Source organism: Streptomyces sp. NPDC026417, from assembly GCF_055567695.1.
Window position 1 is genome coordinate 136,349 of the sequence record NZ_JBVHPY010000007.1, and the last position, 18,221, is coordinate 154,569.

The 18,221-nt window shown below is 71.2% G+C and carries 12 protein-coding genes; 5 read left to right on the forward strand and 7 right to left on the reverse strand.

The genetic code is table 11. The features are described from left to right. The first annotated feature begins 211 nt into the window (after positions 1 to 211). Positions 212 to 1,099, forward strand: a complete 888-nt coding sequence (locus ACZ4NT_RS13595; protein WP_183116957.1) for a Cof-type HAD-IIB family hydrolase — start codon at positions 212 to 214, stop codon at positions 1,097 to 1,099. 52 nt (positions 1,100 to 1,151) lie between these two features. Here ACZ4NT_RS13595 and ACZ4NT_RS13600 read toward each other — a convergent pair whose 3' ends face one another. The 5 genes from ACZ4NT_RS13600 to ACZ4NT_RS13620 form a co-directional block, all read right to left on the reverse strand. Then, positions 1,152 to 2,198: a M23 family metallopeptidase gene (locus ACZ4NT_RS13600; protein ID WP_121404949.1), complete on the reverse strand. Its 1,047-nt coding sequence runs from the start codon at positions 2,196 to 2,198 to the stop codon at positions 1,152 to 1,154. A gap of 176 nt (positions 2,199 to 2,374) precedes the next feature. Next, positions 2,375 to 4,093, reverse strand: a complete 1,719-nt coding sequence (locus tag ACZ4NT_RS13605; RefSeq protein WP_121404950.1) for a GAF domain-containing protein — start codon at positions 4,091 to 4,093, stop codon at positions 2,375 to 2,377. A 138-nt stretch (positions 4,094 to 4,231) separates the two neighbouring features. Next, the gene (gene cydD, locus ACZ4NT_RS13610; RefSeq protein WP_467725307.1) at positions 4,232 to 7,804 is read right to left on the reverse strand and encodes a thiol reductant ABC exporter subunit CydD; all 3,573 of its coding nucleotides are present in this window, start codon (positions 7,802 to 7,804) and stop codon (positions 4,232 to 4,234) included. A gap of 101 nt (positions 7,805 to 7,905) precedes the next feature. Further along, positions 7,906 to 8,910, reverse strand: a complete 1,005-nt coding sequence (gene cydB, locus ACZ4NT_RS13615) for a cytochrome d ubiquinol oxidase subunit II (RefSeq protein ID WP_121404952.1) — start codon at positions 8,908 to 8,910, stop codon at positions 7,906 to 7,908. Positions 8,911 to 8,930: 20 nt separating this feature from the next. Beyond that, positions 8,931 to 10,436 carry a cytochrome ubiquinol oxidase subunit I gene (locus ACZ4NT_RS13620; RefSeq protein ID WP_121404953.1) on the reverse strand — a complete coding sequence of 502 codons (1,506 nt, stop codon included), beginning with the start codon at positions 10,434 to 10,436 and terminating at the stop codon, positions 8,931 to 8,933. Between the two features lie 238 nt (positions 10,437 to 10,674). On the opposite strand from ACZ4NT_RS13620, the gene ACZ4NT_RS13625 reads away from it, so the two are divergent. Continuing rightward, positions 10,675 to 11,079 (forward strand): cyclophilin-like fold protein, encoded by a 405-nt coding sequence (locus tag ACZ4NT_RS13625; RefSeq protein WP_121404954.1) that lies wholly within the window; start codon positions 10,675 to 10,677, stop codon positions 11,077 to 11,079. Between the two features lie 102 nt (positions 11,080 to 11,181). On the opposite strand, the gene hisC is transcribed toward ACZ4NT_RS13625, so the two are convergent. After that, entirely contained in the window at positions 11,182 to 12,261 is a 1,080-nt protein-coding gene (hisC, locus tag ACZ4NT_RS13630) for a histidinol-phosphate transaminase (RefSeq protein WP_121404955.1), read from the reverse strand. Positions 12,262 to 12,681: 420 nt separating this feature from the next. Between hisC and ACZ4NT_RS13635 the strand changes: the two genes are divergently transcribed. The 3 genes from ACZ4NT_RS13635 to ACZ4NT_RS13645 all read left to right on the forward strand — a co-directional run bounded on the left by ACZ4NT_RS13635 (position 12,682) and on the right by ACZ4NT_RS13645 (position 16,123). Then, complete coding sequence (locus ACZ4NT_RS13635; RefSeq protein WP_121404956.1) at positions 12,682 to 13,794, forward strand: LacI family DNA-binding transcriptional regulator; 1,113 nt, start codon at positions 12,682 to 12,684, stop codon at positions 13,792 to 13,794. 194 nt (positions 13,795 to 13,988) lie between these two features. Beyond that, positions 13,989 to 15,074, forward strand: coding sequence for a metallophosphoesterase (locus tag ACZ4NT_RS13640; protein ID WP_467725499.1), 1,086 nt, complete (start codon positions 13,989 to 13,991; stop codon positions 15,072 to 15,074). A gap of 182 nt (positions 15,075 to 15,256) precedes the next feature. Next, positions 15,257 to 16,123: a hypothetical protein gene (locus ACZ4NT_RS13645; RefSeq protein WP_121404958.1), complete on the forward strand. Its 867-nt coding sequence runs from the start codon at positions 15,257 to 15,259 to the stop codon at positions 16,121 to 16,123. 177 nt (positions 16,124 to 16,300) lie between these two features. On the opposite strand, the gene thiC is transcribed toward ACZ4NT_RS13645, so the two are convergent. Next, on the reverse strand, positions 16,301 to 18,103 hold the full coding sequence (gene thiC / locus ACZ4NT_RS13650) for a phosphomethylpyrimidine synthase ThiC (protein ID WP_121404959.1): 1,803 nt from the start codon (positions 18,101 to 18,103) through the stop codon (positions 16,301 to 16,303). Positions 18,104 to 18,221 lie beyond the last annotated feature (118 nt).

Here is an 18,221-nt window from a genome sequence, read left to right on the forward strand (position 1 = left end):
AGGAGCCTTCCCATGAAACCCCGAGCAGATCGGGGGAACCCCCGGGGGGGGGGCCCCCCCCCCCCCCCCCCCCCCCCCCCCCGAGTTCGCTTCGACGCCACCGGCACGGGTCGGGCCCGTCCGGACGTGCCCCGCGACAGCGGAAGGTGACGGCTCTGATGGGTACGGTGACCACTCACCTGTGCGACCCCTCGCACGGCCGTGCACGCATATGCGGGAGAATGACGACGTGACCTCAGCGACTCGACGGCCCGAGACCCCGGCCTCCACCGTTCCGCCCCGGCTGATCGCCACGGATCTCGACGGCACCTTGTTGCGTGACGACAAGTCGGTGTCCGAGCGCACGATCGCCGCCCTCGCCGCCGCCGAGGAAGCCGGCATCGAGGTCTTCTTCGTCACCGGCCGCCCCGCCCGCTGGATGGACGTCGTCAGCGACCACGTCCACGGCCACGGCCTGGCGATCTGCGGCAACGGCGCCGCCGTCGTCGACCTGCACGGCGGACCCGGCGCCCACCGCTTCGTCAAGGTCCGGGAGCTGGAGCCCCGTACCGCGCTGGACGTCATCGAGCTGCTCCGCTCCGCCGCGCCCGGCACCGCGTGTGCCGTCGAGCGCACCTTCGGCCTCCACCTGGAGCCCGCCTACCCGTCGCTGCACATGGAGCCCCCGGAGGCCATCGCCCCCGCCGAGAAGCTCCTCGCGGCGGACGCCCTCGACGCCGACCAGCCCGTGCTCAAGGTGCTGGCCTACCACCCGGACATCGCGCCGGACGACTTCCTCACCGTGGCCCGGCTGGCCATCGGCGACCGGGCCAACGTCACCCGGTCGAGTCCGAGCGCCCTGCTGGAGATCAGCGGTCCCGGCGTCTCCAAGGCCAGCACGCTGGCACTGTGCTGTGCCGAGCGGGGCATCTCCCACGAGGAGGTCGTCGCCTTCGGGGACATGCCGAACGACGTCGAGATGCTGACCTGGGCGGGCCGGTCCTACGCGATGGGCAACGCCCACCCCGCCGCGATCGCCGCGGCGTCCGGGCGCACGGTCGCCAACAACGAGGACGGGGTCGCGGTCGTGATCGAGCGGATACTCGCCGAACGGCTCTAGCCGGTCCCCCCTTCGCGTCCGCCACGCGACGCCGTGCCCCCGCACTCGCCGGCTACAGGTGCACCCCGTGCTCGGCCAGCCAGGGCACGGGGTCCACGGCAGATCCGGAGTCGGGAGTGACCCTCACCTCGAAGTGCAGATGAGGTCCGGTGGAGTTGCCGCTCGTGCCGGACTGCCCGACCCACTGCCCGGGGACGACCCGCTGCCCCTGGTCGACCGTGACGGCCGCAAGGTGCGCGTACTGGGTGTAGTAGCCGCCCGGGTGCTCGACCACGACCTCGATGCCGAAGGGTCCGCCACACGACACCCGCTGCACGCGTCCCGCGCCCACCGCCCGCACCGGCGTGCCGATGGGCACCGCGAAGTCCTGTCCGGTGTGCCGGTTCGCCCAGTGCTCCCCGCCACTGCCGAAGCCCGCGGAGAGTTCGTACGTCTCCAGCGGTGCGAGCCAGGGTGAGGCCGAGGTCGTCTCCGGCTGATCGAGCCGGACGGCACCCCGGCAGGAACCCGCCGCGACCGAGGCGTCGGCCCGGCCCTGGAGCGTCGCCCGCGCCGCGTCGAGCTTCGCCTGGATGGTCCGCTTCACCTCGGCGAGCTCTCCGGTGAACTTCTCCAGCGCCTGCCACTGCTCGGCGGCCTTCGACTCGTCCGCCGCGAGCCTGGCCTCCGCCCGCCGGCTCTTGGACACGGCGTTGTTGACGGCGAGGTCCGCCTGCCAGACGGCACGCTGACCGCGCATCAGCTCATCGGGACTGTCGGCCAGCAGCATCTGGGCCGTGTACGGGAGCCCGCCGCCCTGCCGGTACTGGGCCCGCGCGATCCGGCCGAGGTCCCCGTGCAGCACAGCGATCCCGTACCGCTCGCGCTCCAGGAGCCGTTCGGCCCGCTGCGCCCTGTCCCGCAGGGCGTCGGCCTCCCGCCGGCCCTGCTCGTACCGCCGCGTCGCGAGAGCGGCGTCCTCGTACAGCCGCACCACCTGCGCGCCGACGCCGGAATCGGCATCGGGATCGCCGACGGCCGCCGGTGGCCGGGCCCCGGCCACCGCGAGCACGCACAGCAGGACCGGTGCGAGCAGAAGGGAGCGGCGAGGTGGGCGCATGCCAGCGATCGTGTCCCGGGCCGGTGCCCGCGGTCCTGTTCAAGTCGTACGCATGGGGGACCCGGCGCCACGGACGGGTCACCCCGCTCCGCCGAACAGGGTTCCCACTCGGGCGTGTTGCGTCGTCCGGCGCACCCGAGCTGCTACGGGCTCTCCTCCTCCCTGCCGACGGCGGCTCAGTACGGCGCCTGCCACACCACCGTCGTGCCGCCCCCGTCCTGACCGATGCCGGGTCCGTGCCGGCTGTCGCCGCCCAGCGCTTCGGCGCGCCGCTGGAGGTTCAGCAGGCCGCTGCGCCGGCCGCCCTCGGGGATGCCCACGCCGTCGTCGGCGACGGTGAGGCGTACGCCCTGTTCACCGCCGGGCAGGACGACCGTCGCGTCGACGGTGACGTCGATGCGGGAGGCGCCGGCGTGCCGGAAGGCGTTGGAGAGCGCCTCCCGCAGCGCGGCGATGAGGTTCTTGCCGGTGAGGTCGCCGACCACCGAGTCGACGGGGCCGACGAAATGATGCGTGGGCCGGAAGCCGAGCGGGACGGCCGCCATGTTGATCTCGCGCAGGACCCGCGTGCGCAGTCCGGAGGGTTCCTCGGCCGGACCCCGCTGCAGCGCGAAGATGGCGGTACGGATCTCCTGGATGGTCACGTCGAGCTCGTCGACCGCCTTGCCGACCCCCTGGCGCACCTCGGGCACGACCGACCGACGCTGTGCGCTCTCCAGCATCATTCCGGTGGCGAACAGCCGCTGGATGACGAGATCGTGCAGGTCACGGGCGATCCGGTCGCGGTCCTCGTACACGGCCAGACGTTCCCGGTCGCGCTGGGCCTCGGCCATCTTCAGCGCGAGCGCGGCCTGCGCGGCGAACTGCGCGGCGAGGGTCCGCTCGGACTCAGTGAACGGGCGGGCGCCCCGCTCGCGGGGTGTGACGAGGGCGCCCAGGACACGGCCGCCGCTCTGCAGGGGCAGCATCATGGCCGGTCCGTACGCACGGGCCAGGTCGGTGAGCATGCGCGGGTCGGTCGACGCGTCCTCGACGAACACGGGCTCGCCCCCGAGGACTTCGGCGACGATCTCGCTCTCCGGCGGGACGACGACCCCGAGCGCCCTCGACGGTTGGTCCGAGGCCACGGCGACGATCTCCAGGCCTCCCTCGTCCGCGGGCAGCAGGACGATTCCGGCCGCCGAGGCGGAGAGCCGCCGGGCCTGTTCGGCCACGACCTGGAGGGGGTCCTCCGCGTCCCCGCCCGAGAGCAGCGCGGTGGTGACGGCCACCGACCCGTCGATCCAGCGCTCGCGCTGCTTGGCGGCCTCGTACAGGCGGGCGTTGCCGACGGCGATGCCCGCCTCCGCGGCCAGCACCCGCAGCATGTGGAGATCGTCCTCACCGAACGCGCCGCCCCCGTGCTTCTCGGTCACGTACAGATTGCCGAAGATCTCTCCCTGCACCCGGATCGGGACGCCGAGGAAGCTGCACATCGGGGGATGGTGCTCCGGAAATCCGCAGCAGCGGGGATCGGCGGTCAGATCGGCGAGCCGTACGGCCTGCGGTTCGTGGATGAGCGCGCCGAGCAGTCCCCGGTGGCCGTCGGGCAGCCGGCCGATGCGCCGGGCGGCCTCCTCGCCCACCCCGTGATGGACGAAGTCCGCGAGCCCTTCGCCGTCCTCGGAGACGACCCCGATGGCCGCGTAGCGTGCGTCCGTCAGCTCGGCGGCGGTCTCGCAGATCCGGTCCAGCGTGGAGTGCAGCTCCAGGCCCGTGCCGACGGTCCGCATCGCCCGCAGCAGCTGCGGCACCCGTGCCGTCAGCTCCGCGGAGAGGTCGCGCAGACCCCGGGAGGTCCGGGCCACCGCGCCCGGAGCACCGTGCGGTTCGGGCGAGGCGGGGGGTACTGACATGCCTAGAGGGTAGTTAGTCCGATTTGCAAGGGAAAGTCGAGAGGTCCCACCGGCCCGGACGGAGCCCGGGACGAACGCGCCACCATCTCATCACCGGCCCGCCGCGCCGCCCCCCGAGCAGGTCCCCCCGGCACCTGCCTACCGCCCCACCGCGCCCACGAGCGCCTCTCCCTCGGCCTCGCGCCGCCGCATCTCGCGCAGCGGTCCCGCCGCGTCCGCCAGCTCGGCGTACGGGCCTCGCTGCACCACGCGGCCCTCCGCCAGCACGATCACCTCGTCCACCGCATCGAGTCCGGCCAGCCGGTGCGTGATCAGCACGGTCGTACGGCCCTCGGTCGCGGAGAGCAGATCGGCGGTGAGCGCGTCCGCCGTCGGGAGATCGAGGTGTTCGGCCGGCTCGTCGAGGACGAGGACGGGGAAGTCCGCGAGCAGTGCCCGCGCCAGCGCGAGCCGCTGACGCTGACCACCGGACAGCCGCGCCCCGTGCTCGCCGGTCAGCGTGTCCAGCCCGTCGGGCAGACCGTCCGCCCAGTCCAGCAGCCGGGTCCGCGCGAGCGCGTCCCGCAGCTCGGCCTCGGTGGCGTCCCGCCGGGCCAGCAGGAGGTTCTCCCGCACCGAGCTGTCGAAGAGGTGCGCGTCCTGCGCGCACAGCCCGACGAGCCGGCGCACGTCGTCGCCGTCCATCGCGCGGGCGTCCACCCCGCCCAGCGTGTACGTGCCGGCCGACGGGTCCAGGAACCGCAGCAGCACCTGTGCCAGGGTCGTCTTGCCGGCACCGGAGGTCCCGACCACCGCGACCCTGCGCCCCCGGTCGAGGCGCAGATCGAGCCCCGCGAGGGCGTCCCGGTGCTGCCCGGCGTGGCGGGCGGCGAGCCCACGCACCCGCACCGGGAACGGGGACGCGGGTGCCGCCTGCGGCCGCTCCGGCTCCCGTACGGGCTCGGGGGCGTCCAGCACCTCGTACACCCGCTCCGCGCTCCTGCGCACCCGCTGCCGGTACCGGACGGCGAGCGGCAGCCCCAGTACGGCCTCGAAGGCGGCCAGCGGAGTGAGGACGACGACCGCCGTCGTCACCCCGGCCAGGGGCCCGTCGGCGACGGCCTGGGCGCCGACGAGGGCGGCCGCGGTCACGGTCAGCCCGGACACGAGCGCGGTGAGACCGTCCCCGAGTGCGGTGGCGGTGGCGGCACGGGAGGCGATGCGGGTGAGCACGGCGTCGGCGCGGCGGGCCTCGGCGGTACGCGTCGGGAGGGCGCCCGCGACCGTCAGCTCGGCCGTCCCGGTGAGCAGGTCGGCCACCCGGGTCGCCAGCACCCCGCGGGCCGGGGCCAGCCTGCGCTCGGCGCGGCGTGCCACGGCACCGGTCAGCAGCGGGACGCCGACACCGGCCACGAGCAGGCCGACGGCGAGGACGGCACCGGCCTCGGGCAGCAGCCAGGCGGTGAAGCCGACCGAGGCGACGGACACCACGAGGGCCGCACCCGCGGGCAGCAGCCAGCGCAGCCAGTAGTCCTGCAGGGCGTCCACATCGGCGACGAGCCGCGACAGCAGATCACCGCGCCGGGTCGCACGCAGCCCGGCGGGCGCCAGCCGTTCCAGGCGCCGGTACACGGCGACCCGGGTGTCCGCCAGCATCCGCAGGACCGCTTCGTGCGACACCAGCCGCTCCGCGTACCGGAACACCGCCCGCCCGATCCCGAAGGTCCGCGTGGCCGTCACGGCCACCATCAGATACAGCACGGGCGGCTGCTGGGACGCCCGTGAGATGAGCCATCCGGAGGTGGCCATCAGACCGACGGCACTGCCGAGCGCGAGACTGCCGAGCAGCAGCGCGAGAAGGAGGCGGCCGCGCCGGGCGCCCGCCATGGCGCGCACCCGCGCCAGCACGTCCCCGCGGCGACTCTCCCGCGCATCGGACACGGGGCCGTCCGGCGACCCAGGAGTCGCGGACCCGGCACCCCCGGCCACCGGCTCCTCGGTTCCCCGCACCTGCCGTTCGGCGGTGCCGGCGGAACGCGAGGCGGTGCCGGCGGAACGCGAGACCGTGCCGGCGGAACGCGAGGCGGGGACGGACACGCCGGGCGTCGGCTCCAGCCGCACCACCCGGTCGGCCACGGCCAGCAGCGCGGGCCGGTGGACGACCAGCAGAACCGTCCTCCCCACGGCCAGTCGCCGCACTGCCTCCACGATCTCCGCCTCCGTCGCCCCGTCCAGGGCGGCCGTCGGCTCGTCGAGGAGCAGCACCGGCCGGTCCGCGAGGAACGCCCTGGCGAGAGCGAGGCGTTGGCGCTGACCGGCTGAGAGCCCGGCCCCGTCCTCCCCGAGGACGGTGTCGGCGCCTTCGGGCAGGGCGTCGACGAAGTCCAGTGCCCCCGCGTCGGCGAGGGCCCGCCGGACCGCCCCGTCGTCCGCCCCGGGGCGCGCCAGCCGCACGTTCTCGGCGATGGACCCGGCGTACAGATGGGGCCGTTGCGGTACCCATGCGATCCGCGAGCGCCACTCCGTCAGGTCGGCCGACGCGAGATCGACTCCTCCGGCCCGCACCCGTCCCGCGGTCGGCCGCACGAACCCCAGGAGCACGTTCAGGAGCGTCGACTTGCCCACTCCACTGGGCCCGACGAGGGCCACCGTCTCCCCCTGTCCGACCGTGAAGGACGTCTCCGACACCGCGTCGGACGCGCGCCCGGTGTACCGCACGCGCACGTCCTCGAAGCTGATCGGCCCCTCCGGCACGACGAGCGAGCCCGACACCGGTGCCGGGGTCTCCAGCACCGAGAAGATCTCCTCGGCGGCCGCGGCCCCTTCGGCGGCCGCGTGATACTGCGCACCCACCTGTCGCAACGGCAGATAGGCCTCCGGTGCGAGGACGAGGATCACGAGCCCCACGTACAGGTCCATCTCGCCGTGGACGAGGCGCATGCCGATGGTCACCGCGACCAGCGCGACCGAGAGCGTGGCGAGCAGTTCGAGCGCGAAGGACGACAGGAAGGCGATCCGCAGCGTCCGCATGGTCGCCTGCCGGTACTCCCCGGTGATGCGGCGGATCGACTCGGCCTGCGCCTTGGCCCGGCCGAACACCTTGAGCGTGGGGAGCCCCGCGACCACGTCCAGGAAGTGGCCCGAGAGCCGGGAGAGCAGCTGCCACTGACGGTCCATCTGGGACCGCGTGACCCAGCCGATCAACACCATGAACAGGGGGATCAGCGGGAGTGTGCCGACGATGATCGCCGCGGACACCCAGTCCTCCGTGACGATCCGCGCGAGCACCGCCACCGGAACGACGACCGCGAGGCCCAGCTGCGGCAGATAGCGGGAGAAGTAGTCGTCGAGGGCGTCGACCCCCCGGGTGGCGAGCGCGACCAAGGAACCCGTGCGCTGCCCGTTCAGCCAGCCGGGACCGAGCTCCGCGGCACGCTCCAGCAGCCGACCCCGCAACTCCGATTTGACCGCCGCGCTCGCCCGATGCGCGGCGAGCTCCGTCAGCCATGCGACGACCGCGCGTCCGAGGGCGACTCCGGCCAACAGGGCGATCGGCGTGCGCAGTTCAGGCACCGATTGGCCGTGCTGGAAGGCACCGACCACGATCTCGGCGATGAGCATCGCCTGGGCGATGACCAGTGCCGCTCCGATGGCCCCGAGGCCGACAACCGCCGCGAGGAAGAGGCGGGTGGCACGGGCGTACCGGATCAGGCGCGGGTCGATCGGTTTCACGTGAAACACACCCTCGGGTCAACGGGTGCGGTCCGGGTCGAACCGCACCCTTCGGTCCAGATGGCATGTTTCACGTGAAACATGCCCCTCGATGTGCGGACTCAGTGCGCGACGTCCGCGATGTGCTGCGTGCCGATCCGCTTGCGGAACACCCAGTAGGTCCAGGACTGGTAGAGCAGGACCAGCGGCGTGGCGATACCCGCGCACCAGGTCATGATCTTCAAGGTGTACGGGCTCGACGAGGCGTTGGTGACCGTCAGGCTCCAGTCCGGGTCGAGCGAGGACGGCATGACGTTCGGGAAGAGCGTCAGGAAGAGCATGGTGACGGACGCCACGATGGTGAGACCCGAGAGGGCGAACCCCCACCCTTCACGGCCCGCCCTGACCGCTCCCAGGGCGGCGACCAGCGCCGCCACGGCCACGACCAGGGCGACCAGGGACTTGCCGTCCCCGCTCTCCACCTGTGTCCAGAGCAGGAACAGCAACGCCAGCACAGCGGTGGCCGAGCCCACTTGCAGCGCCAGCTTCCGTGCCCGCTCGCGGATGTCCCCCACGGTCTTGAGCCCCACGAACACCGTCCCGTGGAACGTGAACAGCGTCAGCGTGACCAGCCCGCCCAGGAGCGCATACGGGTTGAGCAGATCCCCGAGGGTGCCGACGTACTCCATCTCGGAGTCGATCTTCACCCCGCGCACAATGTTGCCGAAGGCCACGCCCCACAGGAACGCCGGGATCAGCGAGGTCCAGAAGATCGCGGTCTCCCAGTTGCGCTGCCAGCTCTCCTCCGCCCGCTTGACCCGGTACTCGAAGGCGACACCGCGCACGATGAGGCAGAGCAGGATGAGCAGCAGGGGCAGGTAGAACCCGGAGAAAAGGGTCGCGTACCACTCCGGGAAGGCGGCGAAGGTCGCGCCGCCCGCGGTGAGCAGCCACACCTCGTTGCCGTCCCAGACGGGCCCGATCGTATTGATCAGCACGCGCTTCTCGGCACGGTCGCGAGCCAGCAGCTTGGTGAGCACGCCGACCCCGAAGTCGAAGCCCTCCAGGAAGAAGTAGCCGGTCCACAGGACGGCGATGAGGACGAACCAGACGTCGTGAAGTTCCATGACTCAGCAGCTCCCTGGGCCTAGTAGGAGAAGGCCATCGGCTTGTCGGCGTCACGGGAGTCGCCGCCGATCCTGGTGGGCGGGTTGAGGTCGGACTCGGTGAGCTCGGGCGGCCCGGCCTTGACGTACTTCACGAGCAGCCTGACCTCGATGACGGCGAGGACCGCGTACAGCGCCGTGAAGGCGATCATCGAGGTGATGACCTCGCCCTGCGAGACACCGGGGGAGACGGCGTCGCGGGTCTGCATCACGCCGTACACGACCCAGGGCTGCCGGCCCATCTCGGTGAAGATCCAGCCCCACGAGTTGGCGATCAGCGGGAAGGCCATCGTCCAGAGCGCCGCGAGCCAGTACAGCCGGGTCAACCTCGTGCCGAGCGGCTGCTTCAGCAGCACCAAGTGCGGCACCTCGTCCTCGCCGGTCCGGTGGGCCGCCGGCAGCAGGAACTTCTTCCGGGTGAGCCACAGCCCCAGCAGGCCGAGCGAGAAGGACGCCATCCCGAAGCCGATCATCCACCGGAAGCCCCAGTAGGCGACGGGGACGATGGGCTTGTAGTCACCGGGGCCGAACTTCTCCTGCAGTGTCTTGTTGGTGTCGTTGATGCCGGGCACGTACGACTCGAAGTCGCTGTGGGCGAGGAACGACAACAGGCCCGGGACCTCCAGGGCGACCTTGTTGTGCCCCTTGTCGACATCGCCGTACGCGAAAACCGAGAAGGGTGCGGGCTTCTCGCCGTCCCACAGGGCCTCGGCGGCGGCCATCTTCATCGGCTGCTGCTCGTACATGACCTTGCCGAGGGTGTCGCCGCTGATGGCGGTGAGCAGCCCGCCGACCGCGAGGGTGACCAGGCCGAGCCGGAGGGACGTGCGCATCACCGGGATGTGCTTCTTGCGCATCAGGTGGAAGGCGGCGATGCCCACCATGAAGGCGCCGCCCGTGAGGAAGGCCGCGGAGAAGCTGTGGAAGACCTGATTGAGCGCGGTGTTCTGGGTCAGGACCCGCCAGAAGTCGGTGAGCTCCGCCCGGCCCTTCGCCTCGTTCATGCGGTAGCCGACGGGGTGCTGCATCCACGAGTTGGCCGCAAGGATGAAGTACGCCGACAGCAGGGTGCCGATCGACACCATCCAGATGCAGGCCAGGTGGATCTTCTTCGGCAACTTGTCCCAGCCGAAGATCCACAGTCCGATGAAGGTGGACTCGAAGAAGAAGGCGATCAGTGCCTCGAAGGCCAGCGGGGCGCCGAAGACGTCACCCACGAAGCGCGAGTAGTCGGACCAGTTCATGCCGAACTGGAACTCCTGCACGATGCCGGTGACGACACCCATCGCGATGTTGATCAGGAAGAGCTTTCCCCAGAACTTGGTGGCCCTGAGGTACTTCTCGTTCTCCGTGCGCACCCAGGCGGTCTGCAGGCCGGCGGTGAGCGCGGCGAGCGAGATCGTCAGGGGGACGAAGAGGAAGTGGTAGACGGTGGTGATGCCGAACTGCCATCGCGCCAGTGTCTCCGGCGCCAGAGCCAATTCCACGTCGTCAGTCTCCTTACGTCACCGCCGTGGTCCCGGCGGCTGCCCGCCCCCCATGTCACGCACATCGGGAGCAAACAGGACACGCTTGTGAACGCGTTCACATTCACAAGCAATTATGACGCACCCGTTCGAAGCATGAGTGGTGGGGGGTCCCTAAGTCCGGGCCGGACGGCATCTGGCACGAAGCTGCCGGTCGGAACCCTTGGCAGACTCTTCAACATATTGTTGAATCCGCGGCATGCAGATACGGATCTCCTGGCCCGCGGGACAGCTCACCGCGGCTCTCGACGACACTCCCACCGCCCGGGCTCTCGCCGGAGCGCTGCCTCTCGTCTCCACCGCGCGCACCTGGGGCGAGGAGGTCTACTTCGACACGGGGGTGCCGGTCGCCCTGGAGGGAGACGCCCGGCAGGTGGTCACCCCGGGCACGGTGGCCTTCTGGACCGACGGCGACGCCTTGGCCCTTCCCTACGGACCCACACCGATCTCACAGGGCTGGGAACTCCCCCGCGACGCGTTCAACGGGGAGTGCCGACTCGCGAGCCCCTGCAATCTGCTCGGTCGCGTGGACGGGGACCCGGGCGTCCTCGCGACCGTCCGGGACGGCGATCCGGTGCGCGTCGAATTCATGGGCGACCGGTAGTCCCCGCCGTGTCCGACGAGGACCACCTGACCTGAGGTCCAACGTCCGCGGGGGACGGCGGCCGAGGCGGCGGGGGCCGCCCCGGCAGGGCCGTGGGTGTGCCTAGAGCTCCCGGCGGAAGCCCTCGGCCACCTTCAGGAAGATGTCGTTCCCCTCCGCCTCGCCGATCGTCGCCCGCATGCCCTCGCCGGCGAACGGCCGGACGACGACACCGGCCTGCTCGCAGGCCGCGGCGAAGTCGAGCGTGCGGTCCCCCAGCCGCAGCCACACGAAGTTGGCCTGCGTCTCGGGCACCGTCCAGCCCTGGCCGCGCAGCGTCTCGACGACCCGCTGCCGCTCGCACACCAGAGCGCCGACCCGGCCCAGCAGCTCGTCCTCGGCGCGCAGCGAGGCGATGGCCGCCTCCTGCGCGAGCTGGCTCACGCCGAAGGGCACGGCCGTCTTGCGCAGTGCGGCGGCGACGGGCTCGTGGGCGATCGCGAAGCCGACCCGGAGCCCCGCGAGGCCGTACGCCTTGGAGAAGGTGCGCAGCACGCAGACATTGGGCCGCTGCCGGTAGATCTCGACGCCGTCCGGCACCTCCGGGTCCCGGATGAACTCCCGGTACGCCTCGTCGAGGACCACCAGCACATCGCTCGGCACCCGGTCGAGGAAGCGCTCCAGCTCGGCCCGGCGCACCACGGTGCCGGTCGGGTTGTTGGGGTTGCAGACGAAGATCAGCCGCGTCCGGTCGGTGATCGCGTCGGCCATCGCGTCCAGGTCGTGGACGTCACCGGCGGTGAGCGGCACCCGCACCGAGGTCGCGCCGCTGATCTGCGTGATGATCGGGTACGCCTCGAAGGACCGCCAGGCGTAGATGACCTCGTCGCCCGGTCCGCTGGTCGCCTGCAGGAGCTGCTGGGCGACACCGACCGAGCCGGTGCCCGTGGCCAGGTGCGAGAGCGGCACGCCGAATCGGTTCGACAGCTCGTCCATCAGGCCGGTGCAGGCCATGTCCGGATAGCGGTTGAAGGACCCGGCCGCCGCGGTCACGCTCTCCATCACGCCGGGCAGCGGCGGATAGGGGTTCTCGTTCGACGACAGCTTGTATGCCACCGGCCCGTCGGCCGCGGCGGCCTTGCCGGGCTTGTAGGTGGGGATACCCTCCAGCTCGGCACGCAGCTTGGGGCTCGTCTCGCTCACCGCAGTCCTCCTCGCGACCACCACCGGCTCATGACCCACGACCGGCTTCCAATGCTGCTCACCTTATGAGGATTCGGCGCCGCTGCGAATGGGCTGTGGACAGCCGCCTGCATCCGGACGGTCATCTCCACCCGAAGTCACACGAGCGGTACAAAACAGGGGGCGCGTCGTCCGCTTCGGCACGCGCCGGTGGCTCACGCCGTGGCGCGCATCCCCCGTGAAGGTGAGTTGAGACCTCTTCGAAACCTGGCCGACTTGGCAGGCCCATGCGCGCCGACGCGTCACGTCCTGCCATTGGATCGTTCAAATGCCTCGCTTTCAAAGGTAGTTGACCCATTTCGATCATGCAGAAACGTGCCTGTCAACGAGTGCATATGCGTCCGCACTACCCCACCGCATGAGCCCTACTATCGGCTCGCCATGACAGCAGCAGGGAAGCACCAGGTGAGCCGGGCGGACACTCCCCGCCGCGGCGGTCGGCCGGGCCGGGCGGGCATCAGAGACGTGGCCGCCGCCGCCGGGGTCTCGATCACGACCGTCTCCGACGCCCTCAACGGCAAGGGCCGGCTGCCGGACGCCACCCGACGCCACGTCCGCGAGGTCGCCGACCGGTTGGGCTACCGCCCCTCCGCCGCGGCCCGAACGCTCCGCACCGGAAAGTCGGGCCTCATCGGCCTGACCGTGACGACGTACGGGGATGAACCTTTCACCTTCACCGAGTTCGCCTACTTCGCGGAGATGGCCAGAGCCGCCACCTCCGCCGCCCTCGCCCGGGGCTACGCCCTGGTCATCCTGCCCGCGACCTCGCGTCACGACGTGTGGTCGAACGTCGCTCTGGACGGCACGGTGGTCATCGACCCGTCCGACCACGACCCGGTCGTGAGCGAGCTGGTGCGCCAGGGTCTCCCGGTCGTCTCCGACGGCCGCCCGGCCGGTTCGCTCCCGGTGACCGCCTGGGTCGACAACGACCACGAGGCCGCGGTCCTGGGCATCCTCGACCACCTGGCCGACGCGGGCGCCCGCCGGATCGGCCTCCTCACCGGCACCACCACCGACACGTACACCCACCTCTCCACGACCGCATACCTGCGCTGGTGCGAGCGGGTCGGCCAGGACCCGGTGTACGAGGCCTATCCCGCGCACGACCCGTGCGCGGGCGCCGTCGCCGCCGACCGGCTGCTCGCCCGGCCCGACCGCCCGGACGCGGTGTACGGCCTCTTCGACCCGAACGGCACCGATCTCCTGGCCGCCGCCCGGCGCTACGGACTGCGCGTACCGGACGACCTGCTGCTCGTCTGCTGCAGCGAGTCCACCGTCTACGCCAGCACCGAGCCGCCCATCACCACGCTCTCCCTGAAGCCGCGCCGCATCGGCACGGCCGTGGTCCAGCTCCTCATCGACGCCATCGAGGGCCTGGAGTCGGACCACCCGGTCGAGCAGGTGATACCTACCGAATTGATCGTGCGTACGTCGTCCGAGCGACGTCCGCCGCGCACGACGGTCAGCCCGCCCCGGTCACCGGAAGAGGGCTGAGTCACAGGTGGCGGGGCCGATGCCGAGGGGGAGGCTCCGCCCAATTCGGGCGAAAACCGCGGTGAACCGGGGTCTTGCTCCGATTCACCACCCCTGGGTCATCACATGGCGCGATCCGCATTCCTATGATGGGCGGACGACACCGCGGGCCGCTGCGACCAGGCAGTCCGATGCGGTGCAGATGCGGCGCGATGGTGGTGGAGGGGTCGATGACTCAGGGGGCCGGTCAGGGACCCGAGGTGGTGCGCACGGCGACGCTGCGCGACTTCCGGGTTCCCGCGTACGTCCACGAGACCGGTCCGTACGCGCAGAACTCGCCCCCCGACGAGGGGGTGTCCCCTGTCGCGGAGCCGACTGAGTACACACCCACGCAGCGCGACCTGCCGGTCATCAACCGAGGTGACACGCTTCAGGTCGCCGTCGATCCCGCCGCCGCACCCGCTCCGCAACCGGCCGAGGGCCCGGGCCCGCTGTACGTCGTCGGTGACGTGCACGGCTACCTCGACCAACTCGTCGCCGCCCTCCAGGCACAGGGCCTCGTCGACGCCGCGGGCAACTGGTGCGCCGGCACGTCCCGGCTGTGGTTCCTCGGCGACTTCACCGACCGCGGCCCGGACGGCATCGGCGTCATCGACCTGGTGATGCGGCTGTCCGCGGAGGCGGCCGCGGTCGGCGGCTACTGCAAGGCGCTCATGGGCAACCACGAGCTGCTGCTGCTCGGCGCCAAGCGGTTCGGCGACACCCCCGTCAACTCCGGTGCGGGCACCGCCACCTTCCAGGCCGCCTGGCTGCTCAACGGCGGTCAGAAGACCGACATGGACCGCCTCCAGGACCACCACCTGCAGTGGATGGCCCGCCTGGACGCCATGGAGATCTCCGACGGACATCTCCTGGTGCACTCCGACACCACCGCCTACCTCGACTACGGCGACTCCATCGAGGCGGTCAACGACACCGTCCGCGAAACCCTCACCCGCAACGACGCCGACGAGTGCTGGGACCTGTTCCGCAAGCTCACCAAGCGCTTCGCCTTCCGCGACGACGGCGGCGCCGAGGCGGTCCGCTCCCTCCTCGACACCTACGGCGGGACGCGCATCGTCCACGGGCACAGCCCGATCCCGTACCTGCTGGGCGAAGTCGGCTCGGAGGACGGCGAGGACAGCGCGGGCCCCACGGTCGAAGGCCCGCACATCTACGCCGACGGACTGGCCATCGCCATGGACGGCGGAGTGACCATGGCCGGAAAGCTGCTGGTCCAGCAGCTCCCCCTGGGTGGCTGAGCCCTCAACGGGCGGGCGTCCCCTGCGAAAGGACCCTGCTGGCCAGGGGGCAATTTCCGGAAAGCCCCTGTCACGGCGTGCCCTTGCCGCTCTACCATCGGCTTATCCGTAGCAGGCTCCCCTCCGTTTCTGCCCGACGGCTCGTCAGCGTGCGAGCCACCAGCCCTACGGAGCATCGGGGGATGCAGATGAACAGCGTTCCGCAGCACCTGCTGAGCGAGGACCGCCAGGACTACGAGCGGATCCTCGATGAGGCGCTGCGCTCCGCCCCACACCGCCCGGAACTCGCCGCTGTCGGCAAGCGGCTCAACCCCGAACAACTGCGCACGATGGCTCTGAACGCCACCGCCCTGATCACGGCGGCCGCAGCGACCGAGTACCAGCACTATGTGAAGGTCCGCCAGGAGCTGCGCCGACCTGCGTCGTCCGCCCCGTCCGTCCGCGAGGAGCCGGCCGTCGCGGAGCCGGGCGGAAGCGCGGTGGGGCTCGCCACCAGCGTGGGGGAGGTCGCCGAGACGGCCGGTGCCGGCGCCATCGCCGTCGTCGCGGTGCTCGCTCCCGTCCTCGCCGGGACGGCCGCGGCGATATTCCTGCTCGTGGGCTACATCCTCAAGATGCTCGACCCCGAGCCGGCGTTCGCCAGGACGATCCTCACCACCGGATGGGTCTTCGGCGCGGTCACGGTCGTCGCGATCCTCGTGGCCGCGGTCGGGCTCCTGCTCACCGCTCTGCGCGACGGCGGTTCCTCCGTCCAGGCCGAGGTCCGGGGCGAGCTGCACGAGGAAGTGGCCCGGGCCGGGGACGCCTGGCGGAAGGCCCTGCTGGAGCGCGGCATTCTGCCGTTCCTCCGGGAGGCCCTCGCCGACGCGGGGACGGCGGCCGTGCCCCGGACGTCCCCGGAACCGACCGGCCGGATGCCGCATCTCGGGTACAACCGGCCGGGCTTCAGCAGCCCGGACGGCGGCCCCGCGGCCGGTCCGCGACCGAGCTACAGCAGTCCGGACTTCAGCAGCCCGGACTTCGGAGGCCCGGAGCACCAACCGGAGTGACGTCCGGCCCGGCGGTCCTTCGGAGCTGTCTCCGCGGGACCACCGGACCGGCATCGCCACCGGCGGGCCGCCGGAGGCGTCCGTCTCCGGCGGGCCGCCGCGACGGCACCCCGGCCCGCGCCCCCGCCGGGGAAGCGCAAGCCGACGGTCCGGCACGCGGGGGAGGCGGTCGACGGTTCAGTCCGCCAGCGGCAGATAGACCCGGTTGCCCGCCGCCGCGAACTCCTTGGACTTCTGCGCCATGCCCTCGGCGATCTCGGACTCCGCACCACCGTGCTCACGGCGGATGTCGTGCGAGATCTTCATCGAGCAGAACTTCGGCCCGCACATCGAGCAGAAGTGGGCTGTCTTGGCGGGCTCCGCCGGCAGGGTCTCGTCGTGGAACTCCCGTGCCGTGTCCGGGTCGAGAGCCAGGTTGAACTGGTCCTCCCACCGGAACTCGAAGCGGGCGTCCGACAAGGCGTCGTCCCATTCCTGCGCGCCCGGGTGCCCCTTGGCGAGGTCGGCCGCGTGGGCGGCGATCTTGTAGGTGATGACGCCGGTCTTGACGTCGTCACGGTTGGGCAGGCCCAAGTGCTCCTTGGGCGTGACGTAGCAGAGCATGGCCGTACCCCACCAGGCGATCATCGCGGCACCGATGCCGGAGGTGATGTGGTCGTACGCCGGGGCGACGTCCGTCGTCAGCGGGCCGAGCGTATAGAACGGAGCTTCATCGCAGATCTCCTGCTGAAGGTCGATGTTCTCCTTGATCTTGTGCATGGGGACGTGCCCCGGGCCCTCGATCATGGTCTGTACGTCAAAACGCTTCGCGGTCCTGTTGAGTTCCCCGAGCGTCCGCAACTCGGCGAACTGGGCGGCGTCGTTGGCGTCGGCGATCGACCCGGGCCGCAGCCCGTCGCCGAGCGAGTACGTGACGTCGTAGGCGGCGAGGATCTCGCAGAGCTCCTCGAAGTTCTCGTAGAGGAAGCTCTCCTTGTGGTGCGCCAGGCACCAGGCCGCCATGATCGAACCGCCCCGAGAGACGATGCCGGTCTTGCGGTTGGCGGTGAGCGGCACGTACGGCAGGCGCACGCCCGCGTGGACCGTCATGTAGTCCACGCCCTGCTCGGCCTGCTCGATGACCGTGTCCTTGTAGATCTCCCAGGTCAGCTCTTCGGCACGGCCGTCGACCTTCTCCAGCGCCTGATAGAGCGGCACGGTGCCGATGGGCACGGGGGAGTTGCGCAGGACCCACTCGCGCGTGGTGTGGATGTTGCGTCCGGTGGACAGGTCCATGACCGTGTCCGCGCCCCACTGGGTGGCCCAGGTCATCTTGTCCACCTCCTCCTCGATGGAGGAGGTGACCGCGGAGTTGCCGATGTTGGCGTTGACCTTCACCAGGAACCGCTTGCCGATGATCATCGGCTCGATCTCCGGGTGGTTGACGTTCGCGGGCAGGACCGCCCGGCCGGCGGCGATCTCCTGCCGTACGACGTCGGGGTCGACGTTCTCCCGGACCGCCACGAACTCCATCTCGGGGGTGATCTCGCCGCGGCGGGCGTAGGCGAGTTGGGTGACCGCCTCCCCCGGACGCCCCCGGCGCGGCTGACGCGGCCGGCCGGGGAAGACGGCGTCCAGATTGCGCAGTCCGCCCCGCGGTGACGTGTGCTTGATGCCGTCGTCCTCGGGCCGCACGGCCCGGCCCGCGTACTCGTCGGTGTCACCCCGCGCGATGATCCAGTTCTCGCGCAGCGGCGCCAGTCCCCTGCGTACGTCGGTGTCGACGGCCGGATCGGTGTACGGGCCCGAGGTGTCGTACAGCGTGACCGACTGCCCGTTGGTGAGGTGCACCTGACGGACCGGCACCCGTAGATCGGGGCGTGAGCCCTCGACGTACCCCTTGTGCCAGCCGATGGACTTCCCGGCCTTGGCGGTGTCGACCGGGGCGGGCGCCCCGTCCGTCTGGCCGGAGGCAGGCGTGCTTACGTCCTTGATGGTCATGAGACCTACTCCCTACGCCGGCATTACCCGGTAACAGGTTCAGCGGTCGACGCAGCGGCGTCCGTCTGCCGATGTTTCATGTGAAACATCGCGAAGACGGAGGTCAGCGCCCTCTCAG

What these genes read in the sequence shown, in the direction of transcription:
- ACZ4NT_RS13595 (WP_183116957.1), top strand. Translation starts at nt 212, where the DNA reads ATGCGGGAGAATGACGACGTGACCTCAGCGACTCGACGGCCCGAGACC.
- ACZ4NT_RS13600 (WP_121404949.1), bottom strand. Translation starts at nt 2,198, where the DNA reads ATGCGCCCACCTCGCCGCTCCCTTCTGCTCGCACCGGTCCTGCTGTGC.
- ACZ4NT_RS13605 (WP_121404950.1), bottom strand. Translation starts at nt 4,093, where the DNA reads ATGTCAGTACCCCCCGCCTCGCCCGAACCGCACGGTGCTCCGGGCGCG.
- cydB (WP_121404952.1), bottom strand. Translation starts at nt 8,910, where the DNA reads ATGGAACTTCACGACGTCTGGTTCGTCCTCATCGCCGTCCTGTGGACC.
- ACZ4NT_RS13625 (WP_121404954.1), top strand. Translation starts at nt 10,675, where the DNA reads ATGCAGATACGGATCTCCTGGCCCGCGGGACAGCTCACCGCGGCTCTC.
- ACZ4NT_RS13635 (WP_121404956.1), top strand. Translation starts at nt 12,682, where the DNA reads ATGACAGCAGCAGGGAAGCACCAGGTGAGCCGGGCGGACACTCCCCGC.
- ACZ4NT_RS13645 (WP_121404958.1), top strand. Translation starts at nt 15,257, where the DNA reads ATGCAGATGAACAGCGTTCCGCAGCACCTGCTGAGCGAGGACCGCCAG.
- thiC (WP_121404959.1), bottom strand. Translation starts at nt 18,103, where the DNA reads ATGACCATCAAGGACGTAAGCACGCCTGCCTCCGGCCAGACGGACGGG.